This window comes from Psychrobacillus lasiicapitis (assembly GCF_006861795.1).
Taxonomy (GTDB): domain Bacteria; phylum Bacillota; class Bacilli; order Bacillales_A; family Planococcaceae; genus Psychrobacillus; species Psychrobacillus lasiicapitis.
The window spans coordinates 243,548-263,627 of the sequence record NZ_VDGH01000008.1 but is presented as its reverse complement, the minus strand read 5'-3'; the positions used below and the strand labels follow the sequence as shown (position 1 = coordinate 263,627).

Genomic DNA, 20,080 nt, shown 5'->3' with positions numbered 1-20,080 from the left:
AAAGAGGTGTATTTTGTGGGAAAAGTAAAGAGAATAATGGATAAAGTGTTATCTGCTGCTTGTGCCGCTTTGTTGTCTTTTATGACTCTACTTGCAACTTATCAAGTAATTTCACGATATGTTTTTAGTAGTCCGAGTACGATGTCTGAAGATTTGCTGAGCTATTCTTTTGTTTGGGTATCATTGCTTGGTACAGCACTAGTATTTGGTCAAAAAGATCATATGAATCTATCAATACTTTCGGATAGATTAGTTGGGGTGAATAAGTTTGTGTTATCGATTTTTACAGAACTACTCATCATGTTTATCGCAATAATTGTCTTTCTGTTTGGCGGTACACAGGTTGTCGGCGTAGGTGCAATACAAATTTCTCCTACACTGAATATCTCTATGGATTGGATTTATATAGTACTTCCAATAAGTGGTGTATTAATCGTGATCTATAACTGCATTAATATAATCCAATTAATCCAACAATTTAATGAAAGTAAAAAGGAGGGGATTCTATGAGTGTAGCAGTAACAGCAGGTTTGTTGATTTTTTTTACGATTGTCATTCTATTACTTCTCGGTATTCCAATTGGTATAGGACTCATTGTTGCATCAATACTAGCAATCACCCAAGTATTAGGTTTTTCGGCGGCAGTTCCATCATCCGCTTTGAAAATGTTTCAAGGTATCAATATATTTACTTTATTGGCTATTCCTTTCTTTATACTTGCAGGTAATATTATGAATAAAGGTGGTATAGCAGTCCGGTTGATTAACCTAGCAACTGCATTGACAGGAAGGATACCAGGCTCACTTGCTCAGACGAATGTGGTTGCTAATATGCTTTTTGGCTCTGTTTCTGGTTCTGGAACAGCAGCGGTTTCTGCAATGGGATCTATTATGGGACCAATTCAAAAAAAAGAAGGCTATGACGAGAATTTTACAGCGGCAATAAATATAGCAACAGCTCCTACGGGATTATTAATACCACCGAGTACTGCATTGATCACCTATGCTTTAGTAAGCGGAGGCACTTCAGTAGCCGCTCTTTTTCTTGGCGGTATCATTCCCGGTATTTTGTGGGGGATAAGTTGCATGGTCGTTGCGTTCTTTTATGCTAAAAAGAAAGGGTATGTTGGTAAAAAGCAAATAACGTTAAATGAATTCTTTAAAGTTGCACTAGATGCAATCCCTAGTTTATTACTAATTATTATTGTCGTTTTTGGTATTGTTGGAGGTATATTTACAGCTACAGAAGGCTCCGCAATTGCGGTTGTCTATAGTTTGCTTTTATCTACAATATTTTATAAAACGATCAATCTCAAAGAATTGTATGTTATTTTGATAGATAGTGCGAAGCTGTCTGCTATAATCATGTTTTTAATCGGATCATCTAATATTATGGCATGGGTTATGTCGTTTACTGGGATTCCAGATATGATGGCCAACTTGATATTAGGCATATCCGACAATCCCATAATTATTTTGTTAGCAATTAATATTTTATTGTTGTTCGTTGGCACATTTATGGATCTAACACCAGCAATCTTAATTTTTACACCAATTTTGCTTCCTGTTTGTTTAGCATTAGGAATGACCCCATTGCATTTCGGTATTATGCTTACGTTTAATCTTTGTATTGGTACTATTACACCGCCAGTCGGCAATATTCTTTTTGCTGGTATTAAAGTATCGAGTGTAAAATTGGAAAAGGTTATGCCACAAATTCTTAAATTTTATGTGGCTATTGTTGTTGTTCTAATACTTGTAACGTATTTTCCATGGTTTTCCACATTTTTACCGTCTTTAGCTGGACTTAGTTAAAGTATTTTGAGGATTAAATGAACGAAGAGGGAGAATGTAGTGCAAAACGACTACATTCTCTTTTTACATAGTATTATGAAATTCCGAAGAGATTTTAGTGTATAATTGTTATAAAGAAATTCTCGATTATTTTTTATGGAAAGGAGGGATTTAATGAAGGAGCATACAATGGACACTATCCGTAGGAGTACTTTATCCCAGCAGGTGATAGAACAGGTTATTTATATGATAACGAGCGGTCAATTGAAGCCTGGCGATAAATTGCCTTCTGAAATGTCATTGATGGAGCAGCTTGATGTAAGCCGCCCAGTATTACGAGAGGCACTAGGCTCACTGGAAACGTTAGAAATTATAAACAGAAGACCTCGAAGTGGTACTTTTGTCAATGATAAGGTGGGAAGCAGTCCATTCAAAGCGATGCTTGCATTGTCGATTAATAATGTCCCTGCCGTTATTGAGGCAAGAATGACTTTAGAATTGGGACTCGTCACAATTGCAGCTGAAAAAATTTCCGATGATCAACTTGAAAAATTAAAAGAAACAATTGATAAAATTCAAGAAAACCCAAATAGTGATTATGGAAAATTAGATAAGGAATTTCATCGGCTAATTGCCCAAAGTGCAAATAATCCAGTAGTCGAAGGAATGATAGATTCCCTTCTTATCACACATGAAAAAACGGATAGCTTGATTACTTACCGAGAACCTACTATTACAATCGAGCATCATGTAGCAATATATGAAGCATTGAAGAATAGAGATCCCTATGAATCGTTCAATCAAATGTATAATCATTTAAGATATGTACGGAAGAAGATATTAGGTGACTGAATGCTATAAGAGACGTAATTAAAGTGGCTGATATTTTCATCTTCAGCCGCTTTATTTTGTTAAAATTTCTGCTCTTATGCTATTTTTAGGAGGTATAAGTTTGGAAAACTTCTTTATCTATATATGTATTATACTCGTGGCATCCATTTTACAAACAAGCACTGGTTTTGGATTTTCGATTATGGCCACACCTTTTTTATTGTTGCTATTTAAGCCTTCGGAAGCTATTCAAATAAATATTATCCTTTCTTTAATTATTTCCCTTGCATTAATAATGAAAGTCAAAAAGAGTATTGATACATATTTATTGAAAAAATTAATTTTGGGAAGCATTATGGGACTTCCACTTGGTGGTCTAATTTATTTAACGGTTGATATTAAGACGTTTAAGCTGCTAATTAGCATCATTTTATTGCTGCTGACTTTAATGTTAATTTTTAATGTTAGATTCAAATCGACTACGGATAGAGATTATATAGTAGGTGGGATATCTGGAGTTTTAACTATAAGCATAGGTATGCCAGGACCCCCATTGTTGATATACTTTGCGGGCACAAACACCGGAAAAGAAAAAACTAGAGCCACCACATTAGCGTTTTTCTTATTTATCTATCTCATTAGTTTGTTATCACAGCTATTCTTAACTGGTACAGATATGCTTGTCTGGCGTTCTAGTTTGTATGCCATTCCTGCTGTATTTATAGGATTGATTTTAGGACAAATCCTATTTAAATATTTAAATCAACAAGTATTTAAGATTTTTACATACATCCTTTTAGGAGGTACTGGGATTTACCTCTTAATTGATAGTATTTTATCTCTGTGACTTGTACGTATTCATTCATCTCTACAATGTTAAATAGATAACCAACAAAGTTAATGACCATTGTTTTCAGAGGAAAAAAGAAGTACTAATCACAGAACTTCCTTACATACCCACCCTCATCAAAGGGATCTGAAAACAATGGGAGTCTTCCATCAGTTTAGGTGACATCTTGTGTATTGATGTTTATAAGCTTGTAATAATTCTTTTCAATTTCTTTTAACCGCTTTATCTCGTATTGTGTAACGGAAGTGAAGCCATTTTCCCCATATTCTTTATATTTTTTTATCCATGTGGTAATGGAATTAACGCTCACATTTAATTCTGTAGCAATGTCTTTTCGGGATCGTTTTTCTAATAGAACTTCCTGAACTGCATAAAGTTTTTGCTCACATGACGCATGGATATGTCTTTTTCTACGAAGACCATGCATGGATATACCTCCTAACTCCTATTAATATTAATGGACTACAGCAATTCTGCTAAATTGGCATAGATAATATTACGCGCTATAATTATTGGTTTATTTGTATGTTCCCTTATTATGTTTTTCATTTCATTGGAATATCCCATACAGTCTAAGAGAATTGCTTGAACTTGTGACTCATTTATTCTTTTGGTTGCTTGAACAAATTCTTCGTGTGACCCATCATATGGTGAAGTGGAAGTAATATACGTTTTGAAATCCACTTCATTCCATTTATCCGAAATCATCTCCGATTGTTGGATTAAAGGTACGATAACCCCTAGTTTACCCTCTCGAAGTAACCCCTTTACTGCATAATTTAATAGAAAGTCGGGATAGATAACAGGAATTTCCGATAAGAAAAAAGGAAATTTCCCTGTACATGCAAGTAATATCAAATCTATCTCTGTTTTTTGGCATTCATCAATGAGCTTTTGAATGATTGGAATTACTTTTTCTTTGCTCACTACTACACTTTTTCCATTTTTTAATCGTGAGACTAATGTTGTTTGGCCATCTTCCACACATAGATTTTGAATTTCCTCTATTGATAATGAATCTAAAACTCCTTTTTCGATAATTCTAGTATCATTCGGTAAATATGATTTTAGTGGAGGAATCATATCAGTACGAGGAGTTTGGCCGATTGTGATGACACATATTGTTTTCATGAGCATTTCAAACTCCTCTTTTGTATCTTTTGTATACTTGTTCTCCATTAATATACGTTTCTACTATATTTGCTTCTGTTTCAAAGGGAGGATGGGACCAAATAACAAAATCTGCGTCTTTTCCAATTTCTAGTGAACCTACTCTGTTATCGATCTTTGTTAATTTTGCAGCTTCTATCGTTATGCTTCGCAATGCGGTTGTTTTACTTAGACCGTATTTGACAGCTTCAGCAGCACAATAATATAAATACTGAATAGGAATAAAAGGATGATCTGTCATAATTGCAAATGGAATACCTGCTTGTTCAAAATGCATAGGTCCTGCAGGTGTTGAATTCCTAGTTTCATACTTACTAGGGGGAAGCATAAATGGCCCCAATGTTACGTGTGCTTTACTGTCTTTAATAGCATCTAACATTAAATGTCCTTCCGTACAGTGTTCTATGGAAAGTTCTATATCGAACTCTTTCGCAATACGAATAGCAGTTGCAATATCATCTGCACGGTGACAGTGAAGATGGAGCGGCATTTTATGTTCCAATACTTCGATGAATGGGTATAGATTAGATCTGTTTTTTAGTACGGTTTCTTTTTCTGTCTCTGATAGTGCGAGGGCTTCTTGAAAACCTTTCCGAATAATTTCTGCAACTGCCATTCGAGTCATTGGTTTTTCCTTGCTATTACCAAACACATTTTTGGGGTTTTCTCCCAATGCTCCTTTTAGTCCGCTTCGCTCGATAATTATTCTTTCTTTTAAAGAGCGTCCGCTAGTTTTTAATATCGTCCAAACTCCACCGATGGGATTAGCACTACCTGCTCCTGTTTGTATAGTTGTTACCCCGCCTTGAACAGCTAAATCAAAAGAAAAATGCCGTATATCTATTCCATCTATTGCGTTCATTAGTGGTGTGAATGGAGAAGAGTATTCATTTGCATCATTAATCTGCTCATTGATTTCGCTCCATAAACCGACATGCGTATGTATATCTATCAAACCAGGGGTAATAATACAGCCATTTTTGTCTTCTATTATTGCATTCTCTGGTGGAGTTTTATCACTTCCTACATATAAAATCTTGCCATTTTCCACCCAAATTTCTGCGTTTTCATAGTATGAATTTTGTTCATCCATTGTAACTACCGTGCAATTTTTATAAATTGTCGTCATTTGCAATCGCTCCCTTTATAAACTTCTTTTCCTTTAATAAACGTACTCAATACTTTAGCTGTTAAATTAAGAGGGTGTTGGTCCCATACGACAACATCTGCATATAGACCAGTGGTTATAGAACCAGTTAAATGATCTATTTGAAGAATTTTTGCAGCGTCTGTTGTTAAAGATCGGAGGGCGTTATTTCTTGAAACACCTTCACGAATGGCTAACGAACTCTCCAGTTTTAAATGAGATACTGAGCTAATAGGGTGGTCTGTTGCGTTACATGATAAAATATCTGTCGTTTGTAATTGATTAAAGAGGGAGGGATGCAAATTTTTTAGTTCAAATCTTTCGATTGCTTGAAAAACTGGGCCGGCAATTACCTGGCTAATTTCTTTTTTTGCATCCGTGTCTATAAGTGCAAACTCTGTTGCATGGACAAGTGTGAAATTTGCTTGAAGCTCTTTTTGAATTCGGAGTGCTGTTTCTATATCATCGGCACGATGGCAACGTATAAAAAAAGGAAAATCAAGTGGTAATCCATCCACTCTTAGCTTTTGTATTGTTTGTCTAATAATATTTGCAATACCCATACGTGTTAATGGCTTTTTAGTAAAGTCGAAGAATGCTTTTTTGGGAACATCACCCATAGAAAAAGAGAGTCCTACATTATTTGTAATAAGCATTTCATCTACGGTTGCACCGTCCATATGGATAATTGCAGAGTATGCACCAACAACGTTTTCAGCAGTGGACATAATATGTGCGCTAGTAACTCCAGTAGAAATGGCTAGTTTAAAGGAAGGATCAAATGGATATATACCGTCTACAACAGATAAAATAGTATTTATTTCTTGAGTAGGCTCATATGAATCATTGCCTTCCCAACGAATACCAGTTTCTTTCAAACCAATTTGAGAGCAAGCATCTATTAAACCGGGTGTAATATATAAACTGGATGCATCTATATTTTGATAAAGGTTTTCTTGTTCAATGGTAGTATTACAGTCTAAAATGGCATGTATATATTGATCTTTCATCACTAATTTCTTCTTCTCGAATTCATTAGAAGTGGGATTTAGAACGTATGCATGGTTTAATATAATCATTTTGTTCTTCCTTTCATTTAAAAGAAAAGCAGAGAATATATACTCTCTACTTTTCTTGGATATATTTAGATATAATAATTTGTTATTTCTCCAACCATACGTTTGTACCATTTGGATTGACAATAGAGATAGAGAAGTCAGGAGAAACATCAAAGCCTTTTACTTTTTTCGTAATTCCTGCTGCAGCTTCTGTATTTTCTAACTCAATACGTGGAACATCCTTTAAGATTAGTTTAAGCGCTTCTTGATAAAGTGTTGCACGCTCAGCTTGGTCAACTGTTTCTGATACTGCACGATTCAATAACTCATCAACTTCTGCATTTTCGTACCCTTTTCCATTACCTAATGCTCCAAGCTGATCCGTGTGGAATAATTGGTATAAGTAGAAGTAAGGGTCTGGATACCAGGTCCATCCACCAATAGACATCGGTGCATTTCCTTTAGAGACAGTATCGCTATATGTTCCCCATTCCACAGTTTTTATCTCTACATCAATATTAAGGTTTTCCTTCATTTGATTTTGGAAGATTGTCGCATATGGAACTCGAGATTCCGCTACATAAATTTCAGTTTTGAAACCATCTGGATAACCTGCTTCTGAAAGTAAGGCTTTTGCTGCTTCTGGGTCATATGTTGGAACAAGCGCTTCTAAACTTTCGTCATATCCCCATGAATCTTTAGGGATAGGTAGAAGGGAAGGGACTGCGCCACCCCATTGGTTTACACCTTGGACAATTTCTTCTACATTAGTAGCTTTATAAATTGCTTCACGGACTTTAGTATCCGCAGTAGGTCCTACTTTGTTATTTAAGTCTAGATAAACTGTAGCAAGTGCTGATTTTGATATTAACTCTAAATTAGTATCTTGCTTAATTAATTCTCGGTTTTGTCCTTTCACATCCGTAGCGATGTCAATGTCACCAGAGCGAAGTGCATTTGTCATCATATTAGGATCTGAAATAATTTTAACCGTTACACCATCTAAGTGAGGCTTTTCTCCCCAATATTTATCATGACGTACAAGCTCAACTTGTTGATCTTGTTGCCAATTTTTAATCTGAAAAGGTCCTGTTCCTACAACGTTTGAACCGAAGTTGTCTCCCCAGCCTTCTACTTCTTCTTTAGCTATAATCATATTTCCAGCGTCTGTAAGCATTGCTAATAGTGCGGCGTTTGGTGATTCTAAGTGAAGTTTGACCTCGAATTCTCCGCTCACCTCAACGCTTGTTACTCCTCTAAGGCGATTCATCGCAGATTCTTTAGCAGAACGTTCTAAGCTATATTTTACGTCCTCTGCTGTCATTTGACGCCCATCTTGATATTCGCCAGGTTGGAAAAATACATCATCTCTTAATGTGAAGGTATATTCTTTCATATCTTCTGATACTTCCCAGCTTGTTGCTAGGGAAGGTTGAATCTCACTTAAATCTTTACTGTAAACAACTAAAGTATCGGAAACCATTCTCATTATTTGAGATTCATATACCCCAGTATATTTAATAGGATCAAGCGTTTTAGGGTTTGCTGATAAGCCTAGACGAAGGGTACCCCCATCTTGAGGTTCTCCAGTGCCATTCCCGTTTCCATTAGAAGAAGCTTCTTCATTGGAAGATGTTTTCCCAGAACAGGCTGCAAGTACTAACACCATACATAAAACAAGTGTTAGTAGTGATAAGTATTTCTTCTTCAACATATTTATAATCACTCCTTTTAGTTGATTCACATTGTGAAACGCTGTATCACATGATGAATTGTTAACTAATTTATCACATGAGAAAAGAAGTGTAAATGGTTTTTTAAAAATGTTTAGATAATTTTTAATTTTATATTTACAAATAATTTTTAGGGTGATAAACTTTTTTTAATTCACATTGTGAAACGGTGATTCATATAGTGAAAAAAGGAGGGGTTTTATGGGTAAATATATACTTAAACGTTTAGTAGACTTGCTACCGACTATATTTGTCGTAGCTATTATTGTATTTGTCATAACACGTTTAATACCTGGTGATCCGGCTGCAGTTATGTTAGGACCACAAGCAAGTGTAGAAGACATACAAGAGTTAAGAGATGATTTAGGATTAAATGAACCATTGCATACACAATTCTTTCAGTATATTGGGGATTTGGCTCAAGGAGATTTCGGAGTTTCACTAACTTATAATCAACCAGTCATTTCGTTAATTATGGATAGATTCCCCAATACGCTTATTCTAGCCATTTCAGCATTAGTAATAGCGTTATTAATAGGAATTCCAGCAGGTATTATTTCAGCGTCAAAGCAAAATTCAGTAATGGACTATACGGTTATGGTTATTTCGTTAATAGGAGTCTCTATTCCTATCTTTTGGTTAGGAGTAATGCTTGTACTGTATTTTAGCGTGAATTTAGGTTGGTTTCCTGCTACCGGAATGGGAACGATGGATGAAGGATTTATCACATACATTAAGCATTTAGTGTTACCGAGTATTACGCTTGCAACGATTCCCATGGCTACTTTCGCAAGAATTACACGTTCTAGTATGTTGGAAGTAATTTCACAAGACTATATTAAAACAGCCCGAGCAAAAGGGTTAAAAGAGTTTTTTGTTATAGGAAAACATGCGTTTAAAAATGCATTAACACCTATTTTAACAGTACTTGGTATGCAAGTGTCTGCCTTATTAGGAGGAGCTGTTTTAACAGAAACAATTTTTAGTTGGCCTGGAATGGGCCGTTTAATAGTAGATGCAATAGATAAACGAGATTTTGTAGTAGTGCAAGGAACAGTTCTATTCATCGCTATAATTTTTGTACTAGTCAATCTACTAATAGATGTTTTATATAAAATTGTGAATCCGCGTGTCAACTATTCTTCTGGAAAAGGAGGAGCAGGAAAATGACTTCTACTCAACCTTCATCTATAGAAACAAGAGAAGTGAAGAAAAAGGAAATAAATGAGCGAAGTTTTATACGAAAGTTGTTGAAAAATCGAATAGCTGCATTTGGTTTGTTCGTTACTATTTTCATGACAATTATTGCAATATTCGCTCCACTAATTGCTACACATTCACCGAATGAGATGGATATTACACATAGTCTACTAGGGGCTGGAGTGGATGGACACTTCCTTGGTACAGATAATTATGGGCGTGATTTATTTAGCCGAATTGTGTATGGAGCCAGAATTTCTTTGATTGTAGGAGTATCTGCCGTTTTATTTGGAGCAGTATTTGGTACGTTTTTAGGTTTAATAGCTGGTTACTTTGGTGGGAAATTAGATTCTCTTATTATGCGTACAATGGATGGATTATTTGCTTTTCCTTTCATCCTACTTGCAATAACTTTAATGACGGTTTTGGGTCAAGGGTTAGTCAATGTAATTATTGCGATTGGCATAGCTAATATACCAGGGTTTGCACGAATAGTACGAGGGCAAGTATTAAGCGTAAAAGAGGAAGAATTTATAGAAGTTACGCGTTCTTTGGGTGCAACCCACGGAAGAATTTTATTTCAACATGTGCTTCCTAACTGTTTAGCTCCATTAATAGTATATGGAACGATGAGTATTGCGGGAGCTATTATCTCTGAAGCTGCATTAAGTTTCTTAGGATTAGGTGTTCAGCCACCAACAGCTTCATGGGGGAGTATTTTGAAAGATGGCAAGGACTTCTTAGTACTTAATCCACAAATGGCCACTTTTTCTGGTCTTGCTATTCTTATTACCGTATTAGGAATAAATCTATTCGGTGACGGGTTAAGAGATGCATTAGATCCTAAAATGAAAGTTTAAAAATTACTATTACTGGAGGTGGAAAGATGTCAGATGAAATACTAAAAGTTGAAAATTTAGATGTCCACTTTCGTTCTTCAGCATCCATTGTAAAAGCAGTTAATGGTGTAAATATATCATTGAAGAAGAAAGAAACTTTAGGGATAGTTGGAGAGTCTGGATCGGGTAAAAGTGTTACTGCAACAGCACTGATGAGATTACTACCGAAGGGAATTGGCAGTATTCCAAATGGGAAAATTACCTTTAATGGAAAAGATATATTATCCCTTTCCGATAAAGAAATGAGAGATGTTCGTGGTAATGATATTGCTATGATATTTCAAGATCCAATGACCAGTTTAAATCCAGTGTTTACTGTGGGAGACCAAATCGAGGAAGCAGTTCGTACTCATCAACAGATATCCAAAAAAGAAGCGAAGTTAAAAGCAATTGAAATGTTGAAAGTTGTCGGAATTCCAGAGCCAGAAAAAAGGGTGAAAATGTATCCTCATGAGTTTTCAGGGGGGATGAGACAACGAGTTATGATCGCTATAGCATTGTCGTGCAATCCAAAGTTACTAATTGCTGATGAACCAACTACTGCATTAGACGTTACAGTGCAGGCACAAATATTGGAACTTATGAAATCGTTGCAGGAAAAGAATGATACATCGATTATTATGATCACGCATGATTTAGGGGTTGTATGGGAGATGTGCGATAAAGTAATTGTGATGTATGCAGGAAACACAGTAGAATCTGGCAAAGTAAAAACTATTTATGATAATCCTCTACATCCATATACTTGGGGGTTGTTAGAATCCCAAATAACCAAAAATACATTGAATGGCAATAAATTACCTGCAATCCCGGGGAGTCCTCCTGATTTACGCAACCCAATCCGGGGATGTAATTTTGCTGATCGTTGTCCCTATGCAAAAGAAATTTGTAAAACAACAAAACCAGAGCCGATTGAGGTGGAAGAAGGTCATATAGTGTCATGCCATTTCCAAACTAAATCTAACCGTCTTGAAAGAAAGGAGCTCGTTTACATTGAGTGAAGTTGTGATTAAAGTAGAAAATTTAAAAAAACATTTTCCTATTAATGAAGCAATACCTTTCAAAAAATCTACACAAAGTGTAAAAGCAGTGGATGGAGTTAGTTTTGAAGTGTTTAAAGGTGAAACACTAGGGATTGTTGGAGAATCTGGTTGTGGAAAATCAACGATGGCAAGGCTGATTAACCAACTAATCCGTCCTACAGAGGGGGTTGTTGAGTTTAAGGGAAAGAATTTAGCAACACTTGGTTCAAAGGAGATACGTTCCATTCGAAAATCTATCCAAATGGTTTTTCAAAATCCATATGCTTCTTTGGACCCTCGTAAAACAATTGAGTATTTAATTGCGGAACCTCTAGTTATACATCAGATTGGTGACGCTAAATCTAGAAAAAAGAGAGTAATAGAATTATTAGAAGTTGTTGGTTTAAGTGGTTATCATGCCGAAAGATATGTTCATGAATTTTCTGGTGGACAAAGACAGCGTATAAATATCGCTCGTGCACTTGCATTAAACCCAGATATTATTATATGCGATGAACCGGTTTCCGCTTTGGATGTATCTGTTCAAGCACAAGTTATAAATTTATTAAAAGATTTACAGCGTAAGTTTGATCTTACTTATATTTTCATTTCTCATGATTTAAATGTTGTTCGCTATATATGCGATCGAATTGCGGTAATGTATTTAGGAAAAATTGTGGAAATTGGTACTTATGAGGAGTTATACGAAAATCCAAAACATCCTTATACAAAAGCATTATTATCGGCAATTCCAAAAGAAAATCCGTTTGATAAAAAAGAGAGAATTCTTTTGGAGGGGGATGTACCAAGTCCTGTGAATCCACCATCTGGTTGTAGTTTTCATAAAAGATGCCCTCATGCAATGGAACATTGTAAAAAGGATATACCAGCATTTGTAGACTTGGGTAAGACCCAAAAAGTAGCTTGTCACTTATATTCATAAAAACTAGGAGGAACAAATCATGTCATTAAAACACGTAATGGAATTATTTGAAGAAATGGATAGTATTCATGTAACTGGAGAAGTAATTAAATCGTATTTAGAGAAAATCTCAGATAAAGGTGAGATTAGTGTTCAAACAGTTGAAGGAAAAGCTGGATCTACAGATTTCGTTAAAGTTTTCATCCCTGGCACGAATGGAAAACGAATGGGAGGTACAGCTTCAACACTAGGCATAGTTGGAAGACTTGGTGGAATCGGAGCTCGTCCTGAAGTAAAAGGTTTTGTGTCTGATGGAGATGGGGCCTTATCTGCAATGGCAACAGCTGCTAAGTTATTAGATATGCAAGCTAAGGGAGATCAGCTGGAGGGAGACGTAATTTTAACAACACATATTTGTCCAACTGCCCCAACGTTACCGCATGACCCTGTACCATTTATGGACTCTCCGGTTGATATTTTAACAATGAATCAGTATGAAGTGACGGATGAAATGGATGCAATTCTTTCTATAGATACCACTAAAGGGAATATGATTACAAACCACAAAGGATTTGCAATTACTCCAACTGTAAAACAAGGGTATATTTTAAAAATAAGTGACGATCTACTTCATATTTACACGCAATCTGCTGGTATTTTACCAGTAACTTTACCTATCACGACTCAGGATATCACTCCTTATGGTAATGGAGTATACCATGTAAATAGTATTTTACAGCCAGCAGTGGCAACATCAAGTCCAGTGGTTGGTGTTGCAATTACAACAGAAACAGCTGTCGCTGGTTGTGGTACAGGAGCTAGTCATTTAGTGGACATTGAACAAGTTGTACGTTTTGCTCTTGAAGTTGCAAAAGTTTATGGTGAAGGTAAATGTTCATTCTTTAACGAGGAAGAGTTTGTATTATTAGAAAAGCTTTATGGCAAGATGGAACATTTACAAACTTTTGGAAAGCAGGAGGTAGCTAGATAATGGATAATGCACAATTGAAACAGCAATTAGTGGATGAAGTCGAAAAGCGAAAAGACGAATTAATCGAATTATGTAGTTCACTTATCCGAATTCCTAGTGAAAATCCACCAGGTGACTCAACAGAAGCGAGTGAATTTGTATCCGACTATTTAAAACAGTTTGGACTAGAGGTGGACTGGCATGAAGCATCCGAAAAAATGTATAATCTCGTCAGTTCTTTTGGAGATGAATCCGGAAAAAAACTCATTTATTGTGGTCATACTGATGTAGTTCCCGCTGGTGACTTATCTAAATGGGATTTTGATCCTTTTTCTGGAGAAGTAGTAGATGGTTGGATGTTAGGACGTGGTGCAAGCGATATGAAAGGCGGACTTGCCGGTATTATTTTTGCATTCACTTTGTTTAAACGACTAGGAATCGAGTTACCTGGACAACTTACTTTAGCAATTGTTCCAGATGAAGAGACAGGCGGAGAATATGGTGTCCCGTGGTTACTTGAGAATAAATTGATTGATGGTGATGGGTGTTTGATAGCAGAACCTTCCTCTCCGTTAAATCCAACAATTGGCCAAAAGGGGTCCTATTGGTTTGAGTTAGAGGTATTTGGTGAGCCGGGTCATGGCAGTCTATCACCGGTAGCTGGAAACAATGCCATTGTAGATGCAATCGCAGCGATTGAAAAGATTCGTACACTTTGGGATTTGGAAATTCACATGCCAGAAGAAGTGAGAGAATTAGTGGAAATTTCTAAACGTTATTTACGCGAAGTGGAAGAAGAAAGAGAAATTTTTCAACCTGTTTTAGAAAGAATTACGGTGAATATTGGGACGATTAATGGAGGAACAAAGTCAAATGTTATTCCAGAAAGCTGTAAAGTTCAAGTAGATTGTCGTTTACCGTTTGGTATTACCCACGAAGAAGTATCGGATTATTTAAAGAAAGAGTTAGATAGCTTAGGTATCCGGTACTCGATACGGTTATTTGGTTTTAAAAGTGTTGCAAATTATACATCTGCGCAAGATCCAGTCTGTAAAGCGATAGTTGAAAATATTGAATTTGTCACAAAAGAAGAAGCATACGGAGTAATGCAATGGGCTAGTAGTGATGCTAGACATTTTAGAGATTATCATATTCCAGTGTTACAATATGGTCCAGCATATTTACCTAGCATTCATGGCTATAACGAGAAAGTATTAGTAGAAGATATAGTAAGATGTGCAAAGGTATACGTTGCTGCAGTCGTCGATTTTTTATATGAAACTTCCAATGATTAGAAGAGAGTGTAAAATTACTTGTGTTTTATTCTAATTTAGGTAAGCTAGTATATAATTAGGAAAGATATGGGGGATTTTTACTTGTTAAAGACACTAGATTTATCTCTAAAAGTATTAAGAATGTTCACTCGAGAAATGCCAGTTTGGGGTGGGCGAGAACTCGCCAATGAAATGAATATCAATCATACGAATATATATCGTATTTTAGAAACTTTAGAAAAAAATCGATTTGTAACCAAAGATCCAGTTACCAAAAAGTATTCCCTAGGTTATGCCACTTGGGAACTAGGGAAAATTATGTATGAATCTCTTAATGTAGATACCCTCATCAAGCCATCTTTAGATAAGCTGTGTGAGGAGACGGGAGAGTCTGTTTTCTTAACTATTCTTGACCGAGATGAAGCGGTCACTTTAGCTGCGGTAGAACCTGAAAATAAAGTAAGGTTTACCGTTTCAGCAGGAAGTCGCTCGCCATTATATGTTGGGGCGTCTTACCGATCTATACTGGCGTTTCTTCCAGAAGAAGTAGTTGAAAAAGTTATCAGTGAAGGATTTATCAAGTATACGAAATATACAGTGGATAGTGGAGAGAAATTGAAGGAAGAACTTGCAGTTATAAGAAAAAATGGTTGGGGAGAAAGTCAAGGAGAATTTACTCCTGAAGTGCTCGCTATAGCCGTTCCATTAAACGATGACTTTGGCGTTATTGGATCTATAACTGTTTCAGGTCCTATTTATCGTATGACAGAGGAACATAAAGAGGCATGTCTTCCTTTATTAATGAAAGCACGTGATGAGATCGAAGTAATTATTAAGCGTTACAATATTAAGCTCAAATCTTAATATAAAGGAGCGATAGGTTTTGTCTACTATAGAAAAAGCAAAAAATGTATTGACTAATAATCTACATATAAAAAAGGACGAGACACTTCTTGTACTAACAGATACTGCGCTATCAGATATTGCCCAATATTTTGTAGAGGCAGGACGGGAATTAGGTAATGAAACTATTTCTATGCAAATGTCTACTCGAAGTAAATCTGGAGAAGAGCCTCCCCATCTAGTTGCAGAGGCAATGCAATGTGCAGATGTAGTACTTTGTATAACAGAACATTCCCTTACTCATACAGTGGCACGAAAAAATGCTTCCAAAAAAGGTGCGCGTGTAGCAACAATGCCTGGAGTAACTTTAGATATGCTAGAAGAAGGTGCGATTTCTGCAAATGCAGAAGAAATAGAAGAGTTAACTGCAGAGTATTGTAAAATGTTAGATGAAGGTTCAACAGTTACAATTGAAAAAGAGGGAATGAGTTTGTCCTTCTCCATAGAAAAGAGAGAGAGTATTGCCAGCACGGGAGTATTTAAGGAAAAAGGCCAATCGGGTAATATTCCCTCTGGTGAGAGCTATATAGCACCTATTGAGAACTCAGCGAATGGCAAAGTAATAATTGACGGTTCCATAGCAGGGATTGGTCTGGTTCAAGAACCGATTATTCTAGAGATTAAGGACGGTCGTTTAGTAAATGCAACTGGTAGCCAAGGTAAACAATTATTAGAAATTTTAGGCGAGAATAATGGTCGGATTATCGCAGAATTTGGTATAGGGACTAACAAAAAAGCACGACTTACAGGTAATATACTAGAGGATGAAAAAGTTTTTGGAACTGTACATATTGCTTTTGGAAGTAATAAATCGTTCGGTGGTGAAAATGAAGCTGGTGTTCATATCGATTGCCTTATTAAAGATCCGATTATAACCATCAATTGATTATTTAAGCGTCCAGGATATATATGGTTCTACAACACTATGACAATAGTGAAAGTTCACTATTTGAATTTCACTCCAATAAAAAATTTGTATTATATTCGATTAAGAGCCTCGGTAGTGATTTTATCACATCCCTTGGCTCTTGTTTTTTCTCTGTGCAGAAGTTTCGTCAAAAGACAGCTTAATGGAAAAATACTATAACGGAGAAGTCAATACGTACTGGCTTGCTCACATTCCTAGAAGAGTCCACGTATCTTAACATCATCCGTGTAAGGGATAAAACAATTCATTTTTTTGTTATTTTTGAAGGCGTAGAAATCAACTTATTAATTCATCTTGAAAATACGATAGCATAGCTCTGTTCGATTCGTCACATTTAGTTTTTGATACAAATTCTGCAAATGTTTTTTAACCGTGTTAATGCTAATAAATAAGATTTCACTAATTTCTTTGTTTGAGAACCCCTGTTTTACAAGTTGTATGAGTTCTCTTTCTCGTGCTGTTAAATGTTCCTCTTTTTTCCTATTTGGACTACTAAGAGAAAGGATTTCATAAGCATTAAAAGCACTTTCAATCGGTTTTATCAACAAGCGTAATCGATTTCTGTCCTGCTCACTAAAGTAATTTTCCCCTTCTTTTCTAACCAAACCAATCACACCAACAATGTTATTTTTATTGAAAATATACATCCCAATTTCGTCTATATATTGATGTTTTAAGAAAAATTCCTTATAAAAGTTAGTTTCAGCAAAGTTTGAAAGCGACATGATATCTCCAATTTTTACGACGTGGTTGTCTGTTCTTAAGGAAAGATTGTTAGGAATTAATACATCTAGTGGTTGAAAGAACTCAAGATACTCACTAATCACTTTATCTTTAACATTATTTAGGATTGGATCGATTAAATCCCCCTGTTTATTCGGTAACCAAAAGATAGATTCCGTATAACCAAAGATATTGGAAAGAGCGTTTAATACGTTCTTGCGATAACGAACAGGATCACTGAGTCCAGGATCGAAGGCAATAGAATCTAAACATTTAAGAATCTTACCGTAATCTCTCTTTGTTAACTGCAATTAATCTCCCTCCATCTATCTTTCTTCCTACCATCCTATCATTTATAGAAAATTCAATCAATTTAAAAGTGTTATTCTTTCGGGTAATAGTTTTACAAAATTTTCTCATTCATACTGAACAAAAAGGAGGAAAGAGAATGAATTTTTCAGAGTATACAACATACGACGGTTTAGGATTGGCTGAACTGGTTAAAAAGAAGGAAGTTACACCTGAGGAGTTGGTAAATACCTCCGTAAGTATCATGAAGGAACTTAATCCAACGTTAAATGCAGTCGCATCAATCGTCGAGGAAAAAGCGCTTAAAGAAGTAAAAGGTGGATTGCCACAAGGACCATTTGAAGGAGTTCCATTTCTCATTAAAGAGCTTGTTCTTCATGCTAAAGGAATTCCTGTTAACATGGGAAGTAAACTTGCTGAAGGAATTACATTCCCAGTGGATAGTGAATTAATGGCTCGTTTTAGGAAAGCTGGAGTTGTCACGGTCGGAACAACAACGACACCAGAATTTGGTTATAACGCTACTGCTGAAGCAACTTTATATGGAAATCCAACAGTTAATCCGTGGGACACTAATCTTAGCCCTGGCGGATCAAGTGGTGGTTCTGCCGCCGCTATTGCTGCTGGTATTACCCCTCTTGCGCATGCGAATGATGGTGGTGGATCTATCCGTATTCCTGCATCATGTAGCGGACTTGTTGGTTTGAAACCGACTCGGGGAAGAATTCCGTTCGGCCCTTTTAATAGCGAACCACTTAATGGAATTGCAATTGAATTTGCTTTATCCAAAACAGTACGAGATACGGCAACACTTCTTGATGCCGTCGCTGGTCCTGATATAGGATGTTATGGTTGGGCTGAGCCCCCTGCAACACCATTTGCCGAAGCAATGAAAAAAGCGCCCAAACCGTTAAAAATTGCTTGGACTGGAAAACCAGCATCAGGTGTTCCGGTAGATGAAGAATGTCTTCGTGCGTTAAAAGAAACAGTCGCCCTTTGTGAGGCACTAGGTCATACACTTGTGGAAGCTACTCCTGAATACGATGCGGAGAAGTTTAGCATGGCAACGGTACGTATTTGGACAGCGAATATTTATCATATGATTAATGGAGCGGCAGCTCTATCTAATCGTATACCGAGCGAGAAAAATATTGAGGCGGCAATTTGGGCTTGTTATCAATATGGTAAAGAAATGCCAGCATCTCATCTATTAGAAGCAATTGATACAAATGCCGCTGTTTCACGTGGTGTCGGACATTTTTTTACGGATTATGATGTTCTTTTATCACCGACACTTGCAACACCGCCAGCACCAATCGGCATGTTAAACTCAAACAATCCAAATATCAACGCTGTTGAATGGACAGAACAAATCTTTACGTATGCACCATTCACGAATCTGTTCAATGCTACAGGTCAACCATCCATCTCTCTGCCACTTTGCTGGAGTGATAAAGGTTTGCCAATTGGTATGCAATTTACTGGAAGGTTTGCTGATGAAACAACACTTTTACAACTTGCTGCACAATTAGAACAGGCAAGACCATGGAAAGGCAAAAATCCTCCTATTCATGCTTCAAATCTAATTAAGTCTTAAGGCATAAGGTGTGTAACACCCCTGTCTTAGAAACATTTCTGTAAATTGAATCCAATCCAATTCAATTCAAATCAATAAGATAGGCAATTATGAATTAACGTCCACTTAACAAATAAGTGGGCGTTATTTAGCGTTTACATAATTCGTGGATTAAAAGTAAAACTGTGAAAAGCGGTTCCCCCTGAAGATTACCCAACATAAAAGACGTGGAGTAGCACTATCAATAAATCCCTAAAATAATAGTTGACTAAAGCCACTTTCTAATATAAAGTAAACTTAAAATTCAAAGGATAGTGAAGATTTGAAAATGTCAGGAAATAATGTACAAAAAATCAAAAGATTTAACCGATTTTACACTCGCACAATGGGGCTTTTTAATTTATACACAGATGAGAGTCCTTATTCAGCTACAGAGGCATTAATATTGTTTGAAATTTCTACACGCAATGACTGTACAGCTGCATATCTATCGAATTATTTTCTGTTAGATAAAAGCTATATGAGTAGAATCCTTAAGCATTTTGAACGAGATGGGCTGATAGTTAAAAGTTTTTCGGAAGAGGATCGACGGATTCAACATATAAAACTAACAGATTTAGGGGGAGAGGCACTTAAAACACTTGCTGATAAAGCAAGTCTTAATGTTGAGAGTATGATAGACGGAATTGCTGAAAAAGAAATCGAAGTATTAATTGAATCAATGCAAAAAATAGAGGAAATTTTATATCCAAAAATTCGATAAGGGGGAACT

General features: G+C 36.2%; 20 protein-coding genes. 14 read left to right on the top strand and 6 right to left on the bottom strand.

Annotated elements, in window-relative coordinates; all coding sequences use genetic code 11:
- Positions 1-15: 15 nt before the first annotated feature.
- From FG382_RS14950 to FG382_RS14935, 4 genes are all read left to right on the top strand, one after another.
- Entirely contained in the window at positions 16-510 is a 495-nt protein-coding gene (locus FG382_RS14950) for a TRAP transporter small permease (RefSeq protein ID WP_142539693.1), read from the top strand.
- Complete coding sequence (locus FG382_RS14945; protein WP_142539692.1) at positions 507-1,814, top strand: TRAP transporter large permease; 1,308 nt, start codon at positions 507-509, stop codon at positions 1,812-1,814. Before FG382_RS14950 ends, FG382_RS14945 begins: the two co-directional genes overlap by 4 nt.
- Positions 1,815-1,967: 153 nt before the next feature.
- Positions 1,968-2,645: a FadR/GntR family transcriptional regulator gene (locus FG382_RS14940; RefSeq protein WP_142539691.1), complete on the top strand. Its 678-nt coding sequence runs from the start codon at positions 1,968-1,970 to the stop codon at positions 2,643-2,645.
- Between the two features lie 100 nt (positions 2,646-2,745).
- On the top strand, positions 2,746-3,471 hold the full coding sequence (locus tag FG382_RS14935; RefSeq protein WP_142539690.1) for a sulfite exporter TauE/SafE family protein: 726 nt from the start codon (positions 2,746-2,748) through the stop codon (positions 3,469-3,471).
- A 157-nt stretch (positions 3,472-3,628) separates the two neighbouring features.
- On the opposite strand, the gene FG382_RS14930 is transcribed toward FG382_RS14935, so the two are convergent.
- The 5 genes from FG382_RS14930 to FG382_RS14910 form a co-directional block, all read right to left on the bottom strand.
- A complete protein-coding gene (locus FG382_RS14930) occupies positions 3,629-3,901 on the bottom strand; it encodes a helix-turn-helix domain-containing protein (RefSeq protein WP_142539689.1) in 273 nt (90 codons plus the stop codon).
- Positions 3,902-3,936: 35 nt separating this feature from the next.
- Complete coding sequence (locus tag FG382_RS14925) at positions 3,937-4,605, bottom strand: AroM family protein (RefSeq protein ID WP_170206540.1); 669 nt, start codon at positions 4,603-4,605, stop codon at positions 3,937-3,939.
- Between the two features lie 7 nt (positions 4,606-4,612).
- On the bottom strand, positions 4,613-5,773 hold the full coding sequence (locus FG382_RS14920; protein ID WP_142539687.1) for an amidohydrolase family protein: 1,161 nt from the start codon (positions 5,771-5,773) through the stop codon (positions 4,613-4,615).
- Entirely contained in the window at positions 5,770-6,870 is a 1,101-nt protein-coding gene (locus FG382_RS14915) for an amidohydrolase family protein (RefSeq protein WP_170206539.1), read from the bottom strand. Before FG382_RS14915 ends, FG382_RS14920 begins: the two co-directional genes overlap by 4 nt.
- Before the next feature lie 82 nt (positions 6,871-6,952).
- On the bottom strand, positions 6,953-8,563 hold the full coding sequence (locus FG382_RS14910; protein WP_142539685.1) for an ABC transporter substrate-binding protein: 1,611 nt from the start codon (positions 8,561-8,563) through the stop codon (positions 6,953-6,955).
- A 220-nt stretch (positions 8,564-8,783) separates the two neighbouring features.
- Here FG382_RS14910 and nikB point away from each other — a divergent pair, with 220 nt between their 5' ends.
- The 8 genes from nikB (at position 8,784) to FG382_RS14870 (ending at position 16,658) form a co-directional block, all read left to right on the top strand.
- Positions 8,784-9,752, top strand: coding sequence for a nickel ABC transporter permease (gene nikB, locus FG382_RS14905; protein WP_142539684.1), 969 nt, complete (start codon positions 8,784-8,786; stop codon positions 9,750-9,752).
- Positions 9,749-10,642, top strand: coding sequence for an ABC transporter permease (locus tag FG382_RS14900; protein ID WP_142539683.1), 894 nt, complete (start codon positions 9,749-9,751; stop codon positions 10,640-10,642). Before nikB ends, FG382_RS14900 begins: the two co-directional genes overlap by 4 nt.
- A 26-nt stretch (positions 10,643-10,668) precedes the next feature.
- The gene (locus FG382_RS14895) at positions 10,669-11,682 is read left to right on the top strand and encodes an ABC transporter ATP-binding protein (protein ID WP_142539682.1); all 1,014 of its coding nucleotides are present in this window, start codon (positions 10,669-10,671) and stop codon (positions 11,680-11,682) included.
- The gene (locus FG382_RS14890; RefSeq protein WP_142539681.1) at positions 11,675-12,646 is read left to right on the top strand and encodes an ABC transporter ATP-binding protein; all 972 of its coding nucleotides are present in this window, start codon (positions 11,675-11,677) and stop codon (positions 12,644-12,646) included. Before FG382_RS14895 ends, FG382_RS14890 begins: the two co-directional genes overlap by 8 nt.
- Positions 12,647-12,665: 19 nt before the next feature.
- Positions 12,666-13,616, top strand: coding sequence for a DUF1177 domain-containing protein (locus FG382_RS14885; protein ID WP_142539680.1), 951 nt, complete (start codon positions 12,666-12,668; stop codon positions 13,614-13,616).
- Complete coding sequence (locus FG382_RS14880) at positions 13,616-14,890, top strand: M20 family metallopeptidase (protein ID WP_142539679.1); 1,275 nt, start codon at positions 13,616-13,618, stop codon at positions 14,888-14,890. The genes FG382_RS14885 and FG382_RS14880 overlap by 1 nt, the downstream gene beginning before the upstream one ends.
- Before the next feature lie 81 nt (positions 14,891-14,971).
- Positions 14,972-15,733, top strand: coding sequence for an IclR family transcriptional regulator (locus tag FG382_RS14875; RefSeq protein WP_142539678.1), 762 nt, complete (start codon positions 14,972-14,974; stop codon positions 15,731-15,733).
- Positions 15,734-15,752: 19 nt separating this feature from the next.
- A complete protein-coding gene (locus FG382_RS14870) occupies positions 15,753-16,658 on the top strand; it encodes an aminopeptidase (protein ID WP_142539677.1) in 906 nt (301 codons plus the stop codon).
- Positions 16,659-16,984: 326 nt separating this feature from the next.
- Here FG382_RS14870 and FG382_RS14865 read toward each other — a convergent pair whose 3' ends face one another.
- Positions 16,985-17,734: a helix-turn-helix transcriptional regulator gene (locus FG382_RS14865; protein ID WP_142539676.1), complete on the bottom strand. Its 750-nt coding sequence runs from the start codon at positions 17,732-17,734 to the stop codon at positions 16,985-16,987.
- Positions 17,735-17,871: 137 nt separating this feature from the next.
- Here FG382_RS14865 and FG382_RS14860 point away from each other — a divergent pair, with 137 nt between their 5' ends.
- Both FG382_RS14860 and FG382_RS14855 read left to right on the top strand, forming a co-directional pair.
- Positions 17,872-19,329, top strand: coding sequence for an amidase (locus tag FG382_RS14860; RefSeq protein WP_142539675.1), 1,458 nt, complete (start codon positions 17,872-17,874; stop codon positions 19,327-19,329).
- Between the two features lie 307 nt (positions 19,330-19,636).
- Positions 19,637-20,071 (top strand): MarR family winged helix-turn-helix transcriptional regulator, encoded by a 435-nt coding sequence (locus tag FG382_RS14855; RefSeq protein ID WP_142539674.1) that lies wholly within the window; start codon positions 19,637-19,639, stop codon positions 20,069-20,071.
- Positions 20,072-20,080: the final 9 nt, after the last annotated feature.